Here is a 19,097-nt window from a genome sequence, read left to right as displayed (position 1 = left end):
AAATTCTGATGAAGAATTCAGTGAAGAATTTGTAAATTCAGTATTAAAAAACAGAAAATCAAATGTTTCAGAACATATTGACATAACTGATGAAACCAAAAGAAAAGAGTTTCTTGGTTTATAAAATTAAATAAATTTTCACGAAAGAATTAAATTTCTAAATCAGTAAACTTCCAAAATGGAATGGCTTTAACTAAAACGCCTTCTTCAATTATTTCCCGCTCTTGGTCAAAAGTTATCAGATACAATTTATTACATCCAATGTTTTTCCCGATTTTAACAAGTTTTTTAATTTCCCTATCGTAATTTTCAAAATTTAAGTTATAACAGACGTTTATTAGGTTTGAAACTTTTTCATCCTGTTTAACTAGAAAGTCGACTTCACCAATATCGTCTTCATAGTAAAAGAGATCTTGATTTTCAACTAAACCTTTTCTTCTCAATTCAATAAAAACCGCATTTTCAAGGTATTTTCCAATATCACTCGAATTTTTAAAGTCATATATATTTATAAACCCATTATCTATCACGTATGACTTCATTAAACTTAAACTGCTTTCTCTTAAACTGTATGCGTATTTTTTTAATGGAAATATAACGTAAGAATCATTTAAATGGCTTAAATATTCATAAAGGGTGTTTTTACTTACACTAACCCCCATAGATCCGAAATGATTTGCAAGTTTATTAATCGAAACTTTTTTCGTGTTTGAATTGATTAAAAATTTTAAAAATAAACGCAATGAATCGGTATTCTTCACATTATGCCTTTCAACAATGTCCTTATAGATTACCATATCAAGATAATTTTTCAAAATATCTTCACGATTTTCTTCTTCAAGAACGACTTCCGGAAATCCCCCGTAATTTAGGTAATTTTCCAAGTTATTCAGTATATTGGCATGTTCTTGTTCAGTTAAAATATCCGTTAACGTTATATTCCTAAAATCGAGGCATTCCTTGAAAGATAAAGGAAATACTTCAACACTTAGGCTTCTCCCTCGAAGCTGTGTTGCAATTTCTTTTGAAAGTAATTTTGATGAAGACCCCGTTAAATAAACTTTATAATCCTCTTTTTCAACCAACCTTTTTATAACAAGTTCAAAGTTTTCAATTTCCTGAATTTCGTCAAAAAAGAACGTTATTTTTTCATTGGGATAAATTTCTTTTGAAACTTTCACTATTTCTCTTAATGTATCGATAGTTACGGGAAATACTCGATCGTCATCAAGTGGGAAAAATACTGAATTTTCAGTTTTCTTAAATAATTTCATTAGTATGGATGTTTTTCCAGATCTTCTTATTCCGACTACGGAAAGGGCTTTATTTGTTTTTGGTAGAGATATATTCCTTTCATTTAATGATATGTCCTTTTGTTCGTATTCTTTAATTATTGATTTTATAGTATCCCGAAGTTCCATATTTCTCACCCAAATATTTACCTGTACGTAGGTAAATAAAATACAATTATTTACCTATCTATAGGTAAAGGTATTTAAATGTTTTAGAAACTGCTGATATTGAACTATCAATACACTAAAAAACAGAGTTTTTTGTGTTAATAAATCTTTGATTTATATAATCTATCAAAATGTAATGAATTGATAGAAAATGATATATGTGATAATATCAATATCTATCAAAATGTAATGAATTGATAGAAAATGATAGTTGATAGTTTATGAAACTTCCAGAAATTCCGAAATATTCAAACGAAAACATTGAAATTGCACTTAAATACGTACCAAATCGGGAAATAATTGATATTGTCCAAAAATACAATGAAAAGTATCTTCATTTTAATGAATTAAAACATAAAACACTTCCAGTAGATCCAGTTATAATCTGGACAATCATGAAAATGTTTAGAATGAATAATTTAAAATCGATACATTTTGGAAACTGGATATTTAATTATTCTTTAATCGATGAATTCATTGAAAAGTTACATACCCTCGATAAATCAGCCTCTGGAAACCTTTCAACTGCACTCGAATCCATTCCAAGCGAAAAAGAACGATATATTATAGATTCATTGATGGAAGAAGCAATTGCGTCAAGCCAGATTGAAGGGGCAGTAACTACGAGAAATGTAGCTAAGGAAATGCTAAAAAAAGGCCGAAAGCCGAAAAATAAAGATCAAAAAATGATCCTTAATAATTACAATACAATGAAATACATCCTTACAATAAAAAACAAAGAATTTTCAGTCGAAGAAATATTAAAAATTCATAAACTTATAACCGATGGAACGCTTGAAGATCCCGAATTTGTTGGAAAATTTAGAAAAGATAATGAAATTGCAGTTTATTCGACTGATGGAACACTTCTTCATCAACCGCCCGAATATGGGTTAGTTGAAAAATTGATGGAAGAATTCTGCGAATTTTCAAATTCAAAAGACAAATTCATCCATCCAATAATAAAAGGAATTATAATCCACTTTTTAATTGGATATATCCACCCATTTAATGATGGAAACGGGAGAACTGCACGATCCCTATTTTACTGGTACCTTTTAAAGAATGATTACTGGTTATTTGAATACATGGCAATTTCAAGAGTAATTAATGGATCAAAGGGGCAGTATCGGGACGCTTATTTAAAAACAGAATCAGATACTTTTTATAAAGACGATAAAGGGGATTTAACGTATTTTATAAAATACAACCTGGAATGCATCTGTAAATCGCTTGATGAAATCTTGAATTATTTAAGCATAAAACAGGCTGAACAGAAAGAAGTTTTAAAGTTAATAAGTAAATCCGAAGATCTTAATTTAAGACAGGCTGAAATCTTAAAAGAAATTTTAAAAACTCCTGAAAACATAATTACAATTAAAGAAATTGTTAAAACGTATAATGTCGCATATGCAACCGGAAGAGCGGATTTAAACCATTTAGTCGATTTAGGATATTTGGAAAAGAAAAAAGCGGGAAAAGAATTTGTGTATATTTTGAAGAAAAATTAAAGATATATTGAATTTTCATCTGGATTTGATAGTGGTGCCGTGTGTTTTGAACTTAGTATATTGCGATTAAAAATTAAAAGAAAATGTTATGAATCAATGTCTAAAATTAAATTAATTTTGAGTGCCAAATAACAATGCGATGATTGAACTTAGACTTAGAAGCATATAAATATACGTTGTTTTAGACATTATTGGATTCTCTATTAAATTCCAACCAAATACATAGAATATAGCATAAAATATTACCCATATTAATCATTAAAAGTATGTTTGCAATAATCATGGTCGCAAAAAATGATAAATAATATTTAACAACAGATTTTGATATAATAGAAAAACATATGGGGATCGCAACCATATATACACTAAAATTTTCATATATTGTCATGATTAGCCCAATACTCAATCCTGACGCAACCAAAAATAGTATTGCCATTCCCCCATCATCATTTTGATTACTTACTGTGTAATACTTACCACTTTTGGATCTACCCCGATAATATGACCCGCTTTTATTTTTATACTTGTGATAACCCATTTTAAACCTCATGATTAATATTTATGAACACCAATCCTGATGTTTTAAATATTATTTAAAATGTTGTTTCGTTCCGAAAAATAAACAAAATAAGTAAGTTAAATATGTTTTTAGTAAGAATATGCCATAAAAAGTAAAATAAGTACCCCAAATAAATTTACTAAAGTATTATTTTACAAGTGTAGTTAAAGATGCGGAAGTCATTCCAAGGATTAAAACTATCGAAACATAAGTTTTTGCAGACATTATACTTATAAATGGATAGAATTCCGCACCCAGTAAAGTCAAAAACAATCCCAATATAAACAATCCCCCGTATAGGATAAGAGCAAGAGCTAATGCCACCATATTAATTCCAAAAACTGAATTTATAATGGCTTTAAAAAATCGCTCAAATTTATTGGTCAATATCGTAATTCCTGCCATTATTACCAAAATCCAGTATATTCCAAAATGTATGTCTCCATAGTTATGATACAATAGCGCAATAAAAAATAATGCAAATAAGATTTGGGTTAGATCCCAGTCGATAGAATCGTCACCTGCTGTTGAAGTAGGTTTAGATTGAGATTGACGTCTCCACTGGGCATAACGCATTATTTTTTCTTGATCTCTAACATCGGGAGGTAATATGTTATCATCCCCATATATCGTGGTTGTATTAATTTAAAAAAATCTAAAAAAAGTTAAAATTTAAAAATCTGCAAGTAATTCAATCAACCGATCTGAATAACGAATTATTTTTGAATTATCGGAATCATTCCACGCTTTTTTAAATCTTTCAAGTGTGTTAGCTAAATCATCTCTTTGGTATTCATCGCCTTCGTTCGAGTTCAGTATTTTTTCAGCTCTTTCAACGTATATTGTGTATTCCCCATGGGAACCATTTGAAATAGGAATTTTAACACTTTTCGGATTATTTTCTTGTAAATTAAGCCCTTCCGTAATTTTTTGTTCGATATATATTTCTTTATTGTTTAGCGTTGGAATTGTTGCTTTAAGGGTAATTAATCCATTGTTATCGTAAGAAAAATCTATTTTAACAGGGTGCGGAATTCCATTATCTGATTTAGGAATATTTTCAATAATTCCTTCAATCCCAGTATAAATTACCCCTTCATCATCAGTTACGGTTGCAATTCCTGTAGGATCCTGAAATAGTTTAATAACTACAGCGTTCTGCTCTTCGTGAAGTAAACTATATGTATTTGTAACAGAATAAGGCATTGGCGAATTGATTGGCATTAAGCTGGAATACTCGGTAGGTATGATAACTCCGTTTCTTATCCCCAAACATTCAACCCCTAATGAAAATGGTGAAACATCCATTATCATTAATTCATCGGGATTAATCGCTCCGTTTAATATTGCACTTTGAATACAAGCCCCAATTCCAACTGCAAGATCTGGAGAGATACTTTTATCCAATGCGGTTCCAAATTCTTGCATTACCACTTCCTGAATTACTGGAATTCGTGAAGATCCCCCTACAAGTAATACCCGGGATATATCTTTTTGAGTAACGCCTTTATCATTTGCCTTTTTTAATGCATCTCGAATACAAACTCTTATTTCATCAAGTACTGGTTTTATGGCATTGTTAAATTCATTTCGAGTAATAGTCAATTCTAAATCTTTGCCTGCACCACCAAAATTTGGAATGTAAACGTCAGAACTTGTTACCATTGATAATTTCTTTTTTAATTCTTCCGCTTTCAGCTTTAAATTAAGTAAATTCTGTTGATTATTTAAGATGTTTGAATTCGGATTTCCGGATAAAAACTTCTTTTTTAAGTATTCAACTATTAATTCATCAATATCCTTTCCACCTAGTTTTGGATTTCCGCTACTTATTTTAACATCTAAAAATCCGCCCATCATTTCCAGAACAGAAATATCCAATGTTCCTCCCCCAAAATCAAAAACCGCAATATTTTCATTTGAGGATAAATTTCTTATTCCAAAAGCAAGTGCTGCAGCAGTTGGTTCGTTAATCAGCCCCAATACATTCAAACCGGCAAGTTTTCCAATATTATATGTGGCTTTTCTCGCAGGTTCTGCAAAATTTGCAGGTACAGTTACTACTACATCAGATATTTTTTCCCCAAGGTAATCTTCAGCATTCTTAACTAATTTTTTTAAAATATGCGCTTCGAGTTCTTCTGCAAAAAATTCTTGATTTTCAAACCGTATTTTTTCGCCAGTTCCCCTTTTTCTTTTTAACTCGTGAAGCGAATTTAAAAGTCCTTTAGCCTGACTTCCAACAATTATCTCACTGTTTTGCATTGCAATAATTGAGGGAACTACCGAACTATCACTTTCCGGATCGTTTATAGGCATTTGCTTTCCATCTTTAAATACAAAAATTTCTGAAGTAGAAGTTCCTAAATCAATTCCAATAATTGGATTACTCATTTATAACACCCCTTGAGTTTTAGAGATTTGTTTCTTCGTTGATTATCTTTTCTAAATTTTCCCCTAATTCATTATTTTCATTAGATGTTTGAATTTTCTCATCTTTTTGTTCAGAATTTTTTGAATCATCATTAAGACTTTCTTCTGAATTATTCTGTTTTTGAATTTCATTTTTGCATAAGATTACTCGGGATTTCTCAATAAATTCGCCATAAATATACCCGATAGTTTCACAGCTTATTATTTTCCCATTCTCTACATCCTTACATTCTTTTTCCCCCACTGCAGTATGATTTATATTATCAAATTCATCCCCTTTGTTAGGCATTATTACTTCAAATTTAACGCCATTGGTACGCAGTATTTTAATAAACTGGTTAATTTCTCTATTTGTATTATTTATAGCTTTATCGGTCGAATCTAAATCCAATACTGCATATTTTGATTTTAAAAATTCAACGATTGATTTTTCCAGTTTATTTAATTCATTTTTATTTTTCTGAATTTCTTTTCGCAATTCATCCTCTGTTTCAGATATTTTGTTTAATTCATCAACAGAGTTATTTAAATTAGAAATACCCTCTTCAAAATCGTCTTTTACATCGTTTTGAAAGTTATCCATTAGGTTTTTAATTCTTTTTAAACCACCATCTATATTCTCTTTAAATTCGTTAACAAAATCCAGTTTTTTATCAATAATTTTTATATTTTCCAGGTACTGTTCATTTAAGTTCTCGATTTTTTCAGAACCTTCATTTAAAAGTTTGATTTGTTCATTTAATTTACTTCCAAAAAATCTTAATTTAATAAAATGGCTTGAAATGTTTAAAATATAAACACTTATTAAAAACATTATTAAATATTTAAATATTAAAGCACTAATTTCTACCATATACTCCATATCTCCAATTACCATCCTCTAACCACCTTTTTTAGTTCATTTAAAAAATCAATGTTTATTTTAGAAATGTTTGGGTATCTGTTTTCTATTCGATATATTGAATCAGAAATATAATTCCGATTAATATGATCCAAACTGTTTAAACAGTTTCGGATTATCGTATCTGCATTATTAATTTGTTCGCCAGTACTGTTCCCCAAAAGAACGCCCATTATTATTCTTAATTCTTGGAGTATTCCGTTATCATTTTGTAATAGATTAAGTTCAGAATATGCATTATCAATTGTTCTAAAATTAGAGCATATTTCTTTAAGGCCATGTTTGTCAGAATCTAAAGAATATGCAAGTTCAAGACAATCTGCAGCTATTCCGTGTGCCCGTGCATCAGCCAGTGCCTTAGCATGCTCAATAATACTATCAGAAAGAACTTTTTTGTTACTCTCATTTTGGGTTTTTGACCATCTGTTGATAAATTCTTTTGCAGAGTACCATTCGTGCCCAAGTACACCAATAACCACCATTTGGGTAACGATATCTGGAGTTAAATGTTCAATTCCTTTTTTTAGTTTAATAATATCTTCAATACAATTTTTGGCTTTTTGGAAAGAAGATACACCAATATAATAGTCTAAAAGTTCAGAATATGCTTCATGGGGGTTATCTTTAATATTAATTGCATCTTTTAAACAGTCTTCAGCATTAATTCCATAATTGGAATTAATTTCTTTCGAATATATCCTATAACAACGTCCTGCTCGAATTAAACTTTCATAGTCCCCCCGCTCTTTAAATTTAGATGCATATTTAAGTAATTCATCGTATTCCCTGAGATTCAGGGCACAGACCATAATTAAATCCAACGCTTCAAAATGCTTCGGATGTACCGCAAGTATTTTTGTTAATGCTTTTTTAGCATCAGAATATCTTTGAGACTCTATGCTGTTTTTAGCTGATTTAATATTTTCTTCAATTACTGTACCATATTTTAAAATGATATCGTATTCTTCTCGAGAAACGTCATTTGAAAGCGTATCATACGCTTTTCTTATTTTTACCTGAATATCCGGATATTTTGCAGGGACGTATTTTCTTGAAAGGGTAACATACGCCTTTTTTATTACGCCTTTTGAGGAAGATTCGTTTAAACCCAATATTTTATAATAATTTGATTCATTCGTAATCGAAATGAGATGTAATCTATCCAATACTTCTGGATCAGAAACGTAAGAAATATATTCTTTATAGAATTTAGAGGCTAAATCGTAATTTTTAGATTCAAATTCCAAATTTCCTCTTTTTAAAAGTTCTGAAATCTTTTCAATGGTTTTGATTTTTGATTCGACGTTTTTATCTAATGGGTTTATTGATAAAACTTTTTTATAATATGGCAATGATTCAAAATAATTTTTTTGAGAATATTGGGAGTCCCCTTTTATTAAATAAGATCTTATTTTTTCAATCTTTTCAATCTCGCCAGTACATAATTCGGAGTTTAGTTGTTTAATAATATGGTAATTTTGAAGTGCTTTTTCATAGTTTCCATTTTTATAACTTTCTTCAGCAGATTTTGACGCATTCATTATTTTGGTTATTTCATCAATCTTTTTAGCAATTTTTTCGGATTTTTTTAAATTGTATGCATTTTTATACGAAGTAATTGCATTTTGGTAATCTTTACAGTCATATGCCCTTTCTGCAAACGTGCAGTGTTTATTAAACAATTCATTAGTAGCTTCAATAATTTTTTGATTAATATATTCATTTTTAATCAGTTCTTTAGATTTAGAATACCACTCAATTGCCAATTCATAGTTTCCTTTTTCAAAAGCTCGATCACCATTCAATAAATATTTATTAAATAATTCTTTTTCAACATTTTGAATTTTAACTGTCAGATCAGAACTTTCGAAGAGAGAATGGGCTTTTTTATAATTTTCTAACGCATTTTCATAATGTTCATAAGTTAATTCATGGTCCCCTTTTGAAAGTTGTGAGAAATATTCATTTAATCGAGAGTAAGTCTGATTTATTTCATTATCTTTTGGATTTAAGTTCTTTAATTCAAAATAAATTTCAAAAGCATTTGAATATTCTTTTTTAGATAATAATAAATCTGCTTCGTGTTTTAATTTTGAAATATGTTCTAAATAATTTTTTATTTCATTTATTTTATCAAGAAACTTCGAATCATTAGGAACTACCCTATTAAGTTTTTCATAAGATAATAATGCAGCATTAAATTCTTTTTTTTCGAAAAATTCAGAAGCTGATCGAATCAAATTTATTATTTTTGTAATTTTTTCAAATTCCAAATTTACTTCTTGGGAATGGTATCCTAGTGATTTTGCTTTTTTTAATTTTTCAAATGCTAAATTATATTCAAACGACTGAACTAACTCGTGATAATCCATTTTTAATATTTCAAGACATTCTTTTTTAAAAGTTATTAAATTTTCAGAAACAAACTTATCGTTTGGATTTAAAGTTATTACTTCATTGCAAATGTTAATTAGTTCTTCATACAATTCATAGCTCGAATCTTCGGAATTAATTTCGATTAAATTTTTGATTTTTTGTAATAATTCCAATATTTGTTCTGTTTTTTTAATAACGTCTTTTGTTAAGTTATCCTCAGGATTTAATGAGAAAATTTTTTCGGATTTTAATTGAATGGAACCATATTCTGAATTTTTAAAATCCAATTTAATTTGATCGTGCATCGAAACAATAGTTTCTAAATCACTTAAAAATTTGTTGGCTTCATCATATTTTGGAATAATTTCAAATATTTTTTTGAAACATTCTTTTGAGACAGAATATTCTCCATGTTTAAAAAGTTCTTTTCCATCATTTAATAGTTTTAAAATTTCCGACTCTGTTTTTTCACATTTTTTCTTTAATGATTGTATTTTCTGATCGTGAGGATTAATTTTTAAAATTTCATTGCAGTTTGAAATAATCATAGAATAATCTTTAGATTTTTCTAATTCTTTTATTAAGGCATATATTTGACCTATTGTTTTAATAGAATTTATTTTTTCCAATAATTCTTCATTTTTTTCTATTTCTAGCGCTTTTTTGTAAAAATTTAGTGCTTCGTTATATTCAGAATTATTAAATAATTCATTTCCCCTTATGGCATACTTTTTAGGCCTGCCAAGTAATTTATAGAATAACTTTGATAAATTGATCAAGTAATCACCGGGATATTATGAAATTAGATGAATATATTTGTTCAAAAATTAATTATGCTGAAATTGCAAAAATAAAATGTTTTATTGGGGATTTATATTCTAATTCACATATTAAAACTTTTTGGAACGTTTTAGAATGGTTAGAACATAATATTTCATACGATATTGAAAAATCCAATTCAATAGTTGTTAAAAATTCACAAAACCTTCAAACCCCTTTTGAAACAATAATACTAAAAAAAGGAATTTGTTTAGATTATTCTATACTTATTATGGCCATTTTATTAAATTTTGGTTATGATAACTTTTATTTATGTACGATAAAAAGCAGATTCAAAAAAACGGAACATAGTGTAATCGTATTAAAATATGATAATAATTTCTTAGTTCTTGATAATAAATTGCCATTAATTAGTTTCGAAGATTATATTTCAGGTTTGACTATTAATGGCAATATTATTGAAGATATCGGATATTACCTCATTCAAAACTTTAATCAAGACTATTCTATAAAAAAAATAGGGTGTACAAAAGAGTTAACATCTATAAGATCTTCAGACTCAAAGATTCCAATTAATATTATCGAGAGACATTTGCACATATACTTAAGAAAAAAAGGATGGGAACCAGCATGTACTGAAAACCTTAAAAACATTGATGAACGGAATTTTTTGATATATTATGATGTATCCATTCATAATAATATTATATCTTATATATGCGATTCAATAAGCCATAATAAACATCCTGGAAAATATATTTTGAAACTGGTGAAGATTGGAAACTTTCTTAAGGTTTATTTTATATTTAATTAGTTCTTATTTTCGAAAAACGTTATAATCCTATGATAAAAATGATTTATCAGTAGGGCCCTATTCTTTTCATATCTTTTTAAATAATTATAATTGTCCAGAATTCATATTTAGAATTTTTGTTTAAATCTCCAATGACACCCCAATATGGGTTATCAGATTAAAAACTTAAATGTTGCAATTAAACCGTAAATTGTATATATTTATCGATTATTAAATTTAAACATATATGGCAGGCGTAATATGGCAGTGAGGAGTTAAAAAAATGTTAATGTTCATAGTTTGTTTGATTATTCTTATATTTGTTTTAAAATATTGGATAGGGCGCCTACAGGATAAAGGTTATGACATTTGTAATGACTATACAGAATGGCGACCATTTGATGAATACAATGTAAAACTTGATTATAAAAAGAATTCAAGAAATTCTGTTGAATGTATTATCCACAATATGGATAGTATACCAATAATTGTGAAAATTTGGTGTAAAATCTACGATAACAACAATATTATAATTGATAAAACTTGGCCTCACAAAAACATAGTACATCCTGGTGAATCATTCAGAACAGATACAAGAAGCCTCGATACCCCATTGGGCGATCGTTGGCAACTAATGTGCAGTATTGAGAAATATTAAATATTTCTACTTTTCAAAAAGTATTATTTGGTATTGGCAGGATGGAAAATATATCAAATTGAGGGTATCTGTACCAGAATATCTTTAATTTATGAGGTATATGATAGGGCAAATAAACAAAGTATAATCGTAGCAATATTTATTATGCTAAAAAAAAGATTGAGTTTTATAAAGTTAATTAAAAGCATAATACTTGAAATAACCAATAATCCCACATATAGCATTGATCGATCTTCACCCATATTTGAACCTCCCCTATAATCGCAATGTCTGTCGTATTTTCTTTTCTGTTAATTGGCGATATATATACTTTTTTAAATTAATTTCTGAAAATTAATAATGAAGATAGCCCGGTTTCAAAACGTTTTCGAAAATTTAATATTTAAGTTGGGATATTTAAGGTAATTATCAATTTATCAGTAATCCTTTAATTTTAAATAAATACGTATACTAACTTAAAAATTAAAAACAGTATATTTAATAAAAAGGTGTTTCAATTGAAAATTGGAAAAATTTTTGCATTGCTTTTACTAATTTTGATGTCCTATTCAGTAGCATATTCATTTAACATTGGCGGTTTTAAGACGATAGATGGAAAAACTGCACAAGATTGGTGTGGTTTAGGTTTGAACACAGAAAGACCTGAATCAAAAATACGTTGTTATTATAACGCTTTCGAGTTAAACGTAAAATTAAACAATGTAATGAAACCTAAAGTTTGGTCAGATCGTGGTAGTGCATATGCAAAACTCGGACGATATAATGAAGCCATAATATGTTATGAAAATGCTTTAAAAGCAGATCCAAAAAATGTGGAATATTGGTTTATCAAGGGTAATTATTACTACCGTTTAAAACAATATAATGATTCCCTTGACTGTTATAATACTGCGTTAAAAATAGACCCTAATTACAAATCTGCAAAATTTATGATTTCGATAGTTGAAACAAGGTTTGATGAGATTCAAAACCCTGACAAGTATCCGAAAATAGATGGAAAAACTGCACTACAATGGGAAGATTTAGCCAATAATGAATCATCCCCCAGCAAAAAAATTGAATATATTGACAATGCAATAACTTTAGAGCCCAATAATTCGATCATGTGGTCCAAAAAGGGGGTAATTCTACATGATGATTTAAAAGAATACAATGAATCCCTCAAATGTTTTGAAAAAGCATTAGAACTCGATCCTAATGAGGATATAGATTTAAAAAATGCAGGATGGGTTTTTTATGACCTGAATGATTACCAAAAAGCACTTTATTACTTTGAAAAAGCATTAGAACTCGATCCAACCAGTCAGGGAGCAATGAGGGGTATTCAGATGACGTGCTTTTATGGTAGAAAATATCGAACTGCAATAGAATGCTGTGACAAAGAATTGGAATTATACCCAAATAGTTACGCTGCATTAGTTAATAAAGGCAATTCCTACAATGAACGTAAAGAATATAAAAAAGCACTAGTTTGTTTCGATAATGCATTGAAACTAAACCCTTACCATTCAAATGCATGGAATGGTAAAGGCGTTGCTCTTGTTGGTGCTTATTGTGCTGACCCTTGGAATAATATAATGGATGCCCAAATCGGCATTTTAAAGGCAAAAGAGGCATTAAGGTGCCATGAAAAAGCATTAGAACTCGATCCAAATAACCAAATTGCTAGATATAATAAAAAAGCCCTAGAGGAAGTTCTTAATTAATTATAATACTTCATTTGGTAGTTAATTATATTTTATCTTTTTACAAGAGTTAAATCTGCAAATGGTTCAATAAAACACAGTAACATAACTGACGAAACTAAAAGAAAAGAGTTTCTTGGTTATAATTAAATGGACTTAATGCCCTATTTTCAAAATTCAACCTTATTACTTTCAAATTATGTTTTTTTAAGTATACAAAACACCCGTTTTGTAAACTATTTTTAAATCTATTTTTGAACTTAGTTTTGCATATTATTCTTTGGATTTTTAGTATACTTTCTGGTTTACTTATTAATGTTTATATCTGATTACGGCTATAACTAAAGTATACTCAATTTAGGGGATATTTATGCCGGGAAATGAAATGATATTTGGTTATGCCAGGGTTAGCACTCAAGATCAAAATGTGGATCGTCAACTAGATGAATTAAAAGCAGCAGGCTGTCAAAAAATATTTTACGAAAAAATATCCGGGACAAAAATAGAACGGCCAGAATTTTTGAGAATGCTTGATCAGGTTCGATCAGGAGATTTAATAATAATCACCGAATTAACGAGACTTTCAAGGTCGACTAAGGATTTACTCAATGTAGTTGAAATGCTTGAAGAAAAAGGTGTTTCAATAAAATCATTGAAGGAATCATGGTTGGATACCTCTTCAGCACATGGTAAATTATTATTTACTTTTTTTGCAGGAATTTCTCAATTTGAAAGAGATATTATTTCAGAACGAGTAAAGTCGGGACTAAAAGCTGCAAGAGCACGTGGTAGAAAAGGTGGAAGAAAACCTGCTGATCCAAAAAACGTTGACATTGCAGTTCGAATGTGGAAAAGTAAAGAATATTCAATTAATGAAATCTTAAAAACGTGTGGAATTTCTAGAAGAACTTTGTATAAATATTTAAAACAAGATGAAGACTGCAGAAAAATTATTGAAAAAATAATTTGAATAATGTTTACGTATTTAAAAAATTTAATAAGAAATAAATGGATCAGCAGTTTATTTGCGAATTTTAGCCAACTTATGCCCTTTTGAAATATCCTGCAATTTATTGAATACCACGTATGTCTTTTAGTTGCCGATTTATTTTTTCTAATTCAAAGTTCTTTCTTTTAAACCAGTCCTGAGACCATATTCTATAAATTTTCCAACCGAGACCTTCTAAAACTTGCTGCCTTAACCTGTCACGATCTCTTGCAGAATGTGATGAATGGTAACTTGCACCATCGCATTCTATTCCCATTATGTATCTTCCAGGGTTATTTGGGTCAATTACGGCTAAATCAATTTTATAACCGGAACATCCGACTTGGGTGTGTACATCGTACCCTAAAGCAGAAACTGCATCATAAACATCTTCTTCAAATGGGGAATCAAATTCAAGCTCACTATTGTATTCTAAACTTTCGGGAAGTTTACCATATTTAGCAAATTCTAAGTATTCCCGCAATAACTTTGCACCTCTGCTGTTTGTACGCATGAGGTCTATTTCTTCAGGCATTATGGAGGATACTAACTTTATATGGTGTTTTGCACGAGTAATCGCAACATTTAATCTTCTTTCACCGCCCTGTTTGCTTAGCGGCCCAAAATTATACCTTAGGTTTCCAGCATTGTCTTTTGCATAGCCTACACTGAAAAATATTACATCTCGTTCATGGCCCTGAACGTTTTCTAAATTTTTAATAAAAAACGATTCTTCTTTTGATTCGTCCATTAAATACCGTAATTCTGGATAATCTTCCATTAAATAATCTAATTCATCAATAATCTGCATTTGCTGTGCTTCGCTAAATGCAATAATTCCAAGCGATTTTTCGGGATGATTTTTAAAGTGGCCTATTGTAAGTTCGGCTACTTTTTTAGCTTCTTTTTTATTTGTTCTACTTAATGATCGATCGTAAATCCCGTCTTCAACATATACAAATTTTAATCCGTTGTTACACGAATTATTTGAACTTGGGAACGTATATAGCTTATTTTTGTAAAAGTTTTTATTTGAAAATGCAATCAACGATTCATGTCTACTCCTATAGTGCCATTTTAAACTTTTTTCAGGCATTACTGCGGAACACTGATCTAATATGCTCTCATAAATTTCATCAAACTCTTCTTCGGATTCAGGATCATCAAAAGTGCTCGTGAAAAATCTTGTTGGCGGCATCTGTTTACTGTCTCCAACAACAATAACCTGCTTACCTCGTACTATGGACCCTATTGCGTCTTCAGGTAGTATCTGTGACGCTTCATCAAAAATTACAAGATCAAAATCAAAATTTTGTGATTCTAAATACGTGCTGACAGACATTGGACTCATTAAGAAGCATGGTTTCATGGCCCATGTTAAATTAGGTATCTTTGAAAGTAGGGCCCTTATTGAAAGATGCTTTTTTTGTTTGTTGTATTCTTTTTTCAAGGTAGTTAATTCTAAATCCAGCGAATAAATTTTTTCCCGACCTTTAGCCAATAATTTATTCTGAATTCGAGTAATATTACTTTTAAACTGGTCTTTATCAAGATTTCTAAATTCTTTTAAAATTTTTTCATAATCTTCTTTTTTAAAGCTGTTGAGTATGGTATCCGATAAATAAATATTTTCAAGCCTTAGCGTATAAAATCTTTTTAAATACATATCTTTTAATGAATAATCACCGTAATTTTTATGTTTTATAACGTGAATTATATCACTAAATCCAAGGTATTTGGCATCAGATATCGTTTTTTTAAGAGATATGTTTTCTTCGAGGTTAAAAGACTCATAAGAAACAGTTTTCATCCATGAACTTACGTTTGATATAGAATTTTCACTAAATTCCTTACCATTGAGTTCTAAATTTTTCACATCGAATATCTCTTCAAGATATGCTTTTTTAGAATTGTACTGATTTATAAGATTCAATATTGAGCCCATAATTGAATTTAGATTTTTATGGTCTTTAACAATGTATTCAACGTATTTATTCGGTATTTCCGAATCCTTAAATAAATCGTTTAAAGAGTTTACCCAAATTAGTGCATCGTAAATTACATCCCAATTGGTACTTTCATGGGCATAATATCTCCCAAAATTCTCTGAAAGCCGTGTTCTTTCAGAATTTAATGTATTTTCTAAATTTTGAAAGAGTTCAATATTTGATAGCGTATTTTTTAAATCCCTATATGTCATTTCTAAAAAGTCATCTTTTTTCAACAGGTTGAAAATTTCATTTACTGACGAAATTGCAGAATTTATCCCGTTTAACTGCTGGTTCATGTTAAATATGTTAAATTTTTTTAAATCAAAGTTTAATTCAATATTTGCTAACTTTTTAAGCGAATATACATCAGATTCGAGATTTTTAATTGAATAATCGATATCCGATAATATTTTTTCAATTTCTGCATATTCTTCAGTATTTATTATCGAATCAACCGCTTTTGACGGAATTTTCACTCCAAGGTTTAATTCAATATTTGAAAGTTCTTCAAGCATGGTTCCGATAAATTTCCAGTCCGTAGTAACTCCCGAATACAAATTCCCGTAATTTTTAATAAATTCTTCTTCTTTTTTAGAAATTAACGTTTCCACTTTGATTATATCGTTAATTTTGTATAAATCGGAGAGTATTTCTGAATCATTTAGTGATTTCAAATCTTTTCGAAGTTCTAACACTAATTTTTTATCTTTGCGGTATTTCGACTTTAAATATTTAAAAATGGAATTATATTCGGTTTTAAATTTAGTTATAAGTTCCTCGACATTTAAATCGAAAATTCTTTCTTCGTAATTTTTTAAGATATTCGCTCTATTTTCAAAATATTTTTCAAATACTTCAAAATCTTTTAAATAGTCTATTTTTAGATTTGTTGCATTTAATATCGTATTTTTTGGAAGTTTCCCATTTTTTGAAATTACGCACGTGATTTCTTTTATTTTTTCGAGATCTGAGATGTTTAGTAGCTCGTTTGAAAAACCAAGTTTTGAAATTAATTTTTCTGAATTATTTTTCAAATTTTCGGAGGTCTTCACTAAGTTTTCAAGTATTTTTTTACATTCTTTATTCATAATTTGGTAACTTAACCAATTACAGTTATTTGAATACAGGATTTCCGAGATAATATGAAAATTCTTATCGAGTGGCGTTTTAAGTTCTGAAGCATTTATTTCAAACGCTTTGTTATTTATTTTGCAAGATAGCTGGCTTTTTTGGATATTGTACTCGCTAAATTTCTGTTTAAAATTTTTTGAAATATCGATTAGGGGTTGGACGTTACCCGGATTAAGCCACGATTGAATGGGGACTGGATTAGATAGCGAGATATTTAAAAATTTATATAACCATTCAAAATCTGAAATTTTAAGTTCTTTTTCAAGACCCCATTCTTCCGATATTTCTTTTAATTTTAAATTTATGTCTTCTAAAGTCTGTGACATTTCTAAAAAATTTGATTCTATTTCTGATTTTAACGAAAGTCGGTAATCCATTACTTTTAGGTATTTCCAAAAACTTTCATCAAATTCTATTATTTTTTCTTTACGTGCATCTAACTGTTCTAACGTATATTTGAGTGTATCCAAATCTTTTTCAGTGTAATTTATGGTATTTTTTAAATCGAAACACACTTCTGGAATTTCGGATAGTTTTGCCAATTCCCCATGTAATTGGTATGCACTTTTTCCCAACGGATAATGTATTTTGTGCAAACTTTTCACATAGGCGTTTAAAATATTTCTATCGTACTTTAATTTAGTATAATCAAAAGATTCTTTTGAAATCTTTCCGGATTCGTATTCTTCATACGTTTGATAGAGATTATTTATTAATTCTTTTTTATTCATCTTGTAGCTGTGAAGTTCCAAACAAAATTGGCCGAGACCTGCTTCATCAAGCCTTTTTTTGACCACATCAAGTGCAGCCATCTTTTCACTTACAAATAATATTTTTTTACCATCAACGAGGCATTCTGAAATTATATTTGTAATAGTCTGGCTTTTTCCAGTTCCCGGGGGACCTTGAAGAACAAAACTTGCACCCAATTTTGCTGCAACTATTGCTTCCTGCTGGCTTGAGTCTGCATCAAGTACCTGGTAAGAATCAGCAGGTGCTATAAGACTATCTAATTCTTCTGCCCCAGGTATGTAGGTTCCAGAGGGCGTTAGTTCAGGGGATTCTCCAGATATTGCCCTTATTATGGGACTTTCTTTAATTTTTAAATCGAGATCGTTTAAATCTTTTAACATTACAAGTTTATTGAACGAAAATAGGCTTATGTATGATTTATCAAAAATTTTCCAGCGGTTAAATTTGGAAATTTTTTCTTTAAGTGCGGTAAAATAATCTAAAATGTTTATTTCTTCGATATTTATGTCTTCAGAAATATCTATTCCAAAATCCATTTTTAATTTATAGGATAATGACGGATTAATTACTACATCATCTTCAAACCGTTTAAGTGTCATTGGATCATATTTTGAATTTCGGGATAGTGATATTGGGACCATTATAAGCGGAGAATATAGTTTTAAGTCCGAATCGTCGCTTTCGTACCATTCTAAAAGTCCAAATGTTAAATAAAGAATATTTGTGCCCTTTTCCTTTAGTTCCGTTTTTGATTTTAAATTTAATTTATAGAGTAATTTCTGACATTTTTCAAAATCTTCAAAGTTTGTATTCAATAATTCTGTAGAAATAGATTTTCCGGAAATGCTTTGAAGGTATAATTCGGAAATATCCTCAAAATATCTTTTTGAATCTTTGGATATTCCAAAACGTATTTCAAGGGCGTTTGTATCTTTAAATCTAAAATTTGTAAGTTTATTTCGTTTTGTAGTATCAATAAGGTTATTTTTCCAAGTAGTTATTAAATTTTCAATATTGCTATTTGAACTATTTTTTAACCCTTCTAAACTACCATCGATACTTGAACTATTTTCCATCA

The 19,097-nt window shown here is 29.2% G+C and carries 11 protein-coding genes; 5 read left to right on the top strand and 6 right to left on the bottom strand.

From position 1 onward, the window contains the following. Positions 1-149: 149 nt before the first annotated feature. On the bottom strand, positions 150-1,421 hold the full coding sequence (locus tag MEVAN_RS00505; protein ID WP_011971914.1) for an ATP-binding protein: 1,272 nt from the start codon (positions 1,419-1,421) through the stop codon (positions 150-152). 260 nt (positions 1,422-1,681) lie between these two features. Between MEVAN_RS00505 and MEVAN_RS00500 the strand changes: the two genes are divergently transcribed. Then, entirely contained in the window at positions 1,682-2,971 is a 1,290-nt protein-coding gene (locus MEVAN_RS00500; RefSeq protein ID WP_011971913.1) for a Fic family protein, read from the top strand. 706 nt (positions 2,972-3,677) lie between these two features. Here the strand turns inward: MEVAN_RS00500 and MEVAN_RS00490 are convergent. From MEVAN_RS00490 to MEVAN_RS00475, 4 genes are all read right to left on the bottom strand, one after another. After that, positions 3,678-4,106, bottom strand: a complete 429-nt coding sequence (locus tag MEVAN_RS00490; RefSeq protein ID WP_011971912.1) for a hypothetical protein — start codon at positions 4,104-4,106, stop codon at positions 3,678-3,680. Positions 4,107-4,202: 96 nt separating this feature from the next. Beyond that, complete coding sequence (locus MEVAN_RS00485; RefSeq protein WP_011971911.1) at positions 4,203-5,924, bottom strand: Hsp70 family protein; 1,722 nt, start codon at positions 5,922-5,924, stop codon at positions 4,203-4,205. 19 nt (positions 5,925-5,943) lie between these two features. After that, complete coding sequence (locus tag MEVAN_RS00480; RefSeq protein ID WP_011971910.1) at positions 5,944-6,840, bottom strand: hypothetical protein; 897 nt, start codon at positions 6,838-6,840, stop codon at positions 5,944-5,946. Beyond that, positions 6,834-10,019, bottom strand: coding sequence for a DnaJ domain-containing protein (locus MEVAN_RS00475; RefSeq protein ID WP_011971909.1), 3,186 nt, complete (start codon positions 10,017-10,019; stop codon positions 6,834-6,836). The genes MEVAN_RS00480 and MEVAN_RS00475 overlap by 7 nt, the downstream gene beginning before the upstream one ends. 17 nt (positions 10,020-10,036) lie before the next feature. Between MEVAN_RS00475 and MEVAN_RS00470 the strand changes: the two genes are divergently transcribed. From MEVAN_RS00470 to MEVAN_RS00455, 4 genes are all read left to right on the top strand, one after another. Next, positions 10,037-10,834 (top strand): transglutaminase-like domain-containing protein, encoded by a 798-nt coding sequence (locus tag MEVAN_RS00470; RefSeq protein WP_011971908.1) that lies wholly within the window; start codon positions 10,037-10,039, stop codon positions 10,832-10,834. A gap of 262 nt (positions 10,835-11,096) precedes the next feature. After that, positions 11,097-11,471, top strand: a complete 375-nt coding sequence (locus MEVAN_RS00465) for a hypothetical protein (protein WP_048059105.1) — start codon at positions 11,097-11,099, stop codon at positions 11,469-11,471. Positions 11,472-11,968: 497 nt separating this feature from the next. Further along, on the top strand, positions 11,969-13,177 hold the full coding sequence (locus tag MEVAN_RS00460) for a tetratricopeptide repeat protein (RefSeq protein WP_048059104.1): 1,209 nt from the start codon (positions 11,969-11,971) through the stop codon (positions 13,175-13,177). 349 nt (positions 13,178-13,526) lie between these two features. Continuing rightward, a complete protein-coding gene (locus MEVAN_RS00455) occupies positions 13,527-14,126 on the top strand; it encodes a recombinase family protein (RefSeq protein ID WP_011971906.1) in 600 nt (199 codons plus the stop codon). Positions 14,127-14,226: 100 nt separating this feature from the next. On the opposite strand, the gene MEVAN_RS08755 is transcribed toward MEVAN_RS00455, so the two are convergent. Beyond that, positions 14,227-19,095: a DUF4011 domain-containing protein gene (locus MEVAN_RS08755; protein WP_011971905.1), complete on the bottom strand. Its 4,869-nt coding sequence runs from the start codon at positions 19,093-19,095 to the stop codon at positions 14,227-14,229. Between the last annotated feature and the right edge of the window lie 2 nt (positions 19,096-19,097).

Source organism: Methanococcus vannielii SB (assembly GCF_000017165.1).
Lineage (GTDB): Archaea > AGJL01 > Methanococci > Methanococcales > Methanococcaceae > Methanococcus > Methanococcus vannielii.
The sequence above is the reverse complement of the archived record's forward strand: the minus strand, read 5'-3'. Positions and strand labels throughout refer to the sequence as shown.

Coding starts and splice junctions, on each gene's coding strand:
- MEVAN_RS00465 (WP_048059105.1), top strand. CDS start 11,097: ATGTTAATGTTCATAGTTTGTTTGATTATTCTTATATTTGTTTTAAAA.
- MEVAN_RS00480 (WP_011971910.1), bottom strand. CDS start 6,840: ATGGTAATTGGAGATATGGAGTATATGGTAGAAATTAGTGCTTTAATA.
- MEVAN_RS00490 (WP_011971912.1), bottom strand. CDS start 4,106: ATGCGTTATGCCCAGTGGAGACGTCAATCTCAATCTAAACCTACTTCA.
- MEVAN_RS00455 (WP_011971906.1), top strand. CDS start 13,527: ATGCCGGGAAATGAAATGATATTTGGTTATGCCAGGGTTAGCACTCAA.
- MEVAN_RS00470 (WP_011971908.1), top strand. CDS start 10,037: ATGAAATTAGATGAATATATTTGTTCAAAAATTAATTATGCTGAAATT.
- MEVAN_RS00500 (WP_011971913.1), top strand. CDS start 1,682: ATGAAACTTCCAGAAATTCCGAAATATTCAAACGAAAACATTGAAATT.
- MEVAN_RS00485 (WP_011971911.1), bottom strand. CDS start 5,924: ATGAGTAATCCAATTATTGGAATTGATTTAGGAACTTCTACTTCAGAA.
- MEVAN_RS08755 (WP_011971905.1), bottom strand. CDS start 19,095: ATGGAAAATAGTTCAAGTATCGATGGTAGTTTAGAAGGGTTAAAAAAT.
- MEVAN_RS00505 (WP_011971914.1), bottom strand. CDS start 1,421: ATGGAACTTCGGGATACTATAAAATCAATAATTAAAGAATACGAACAA.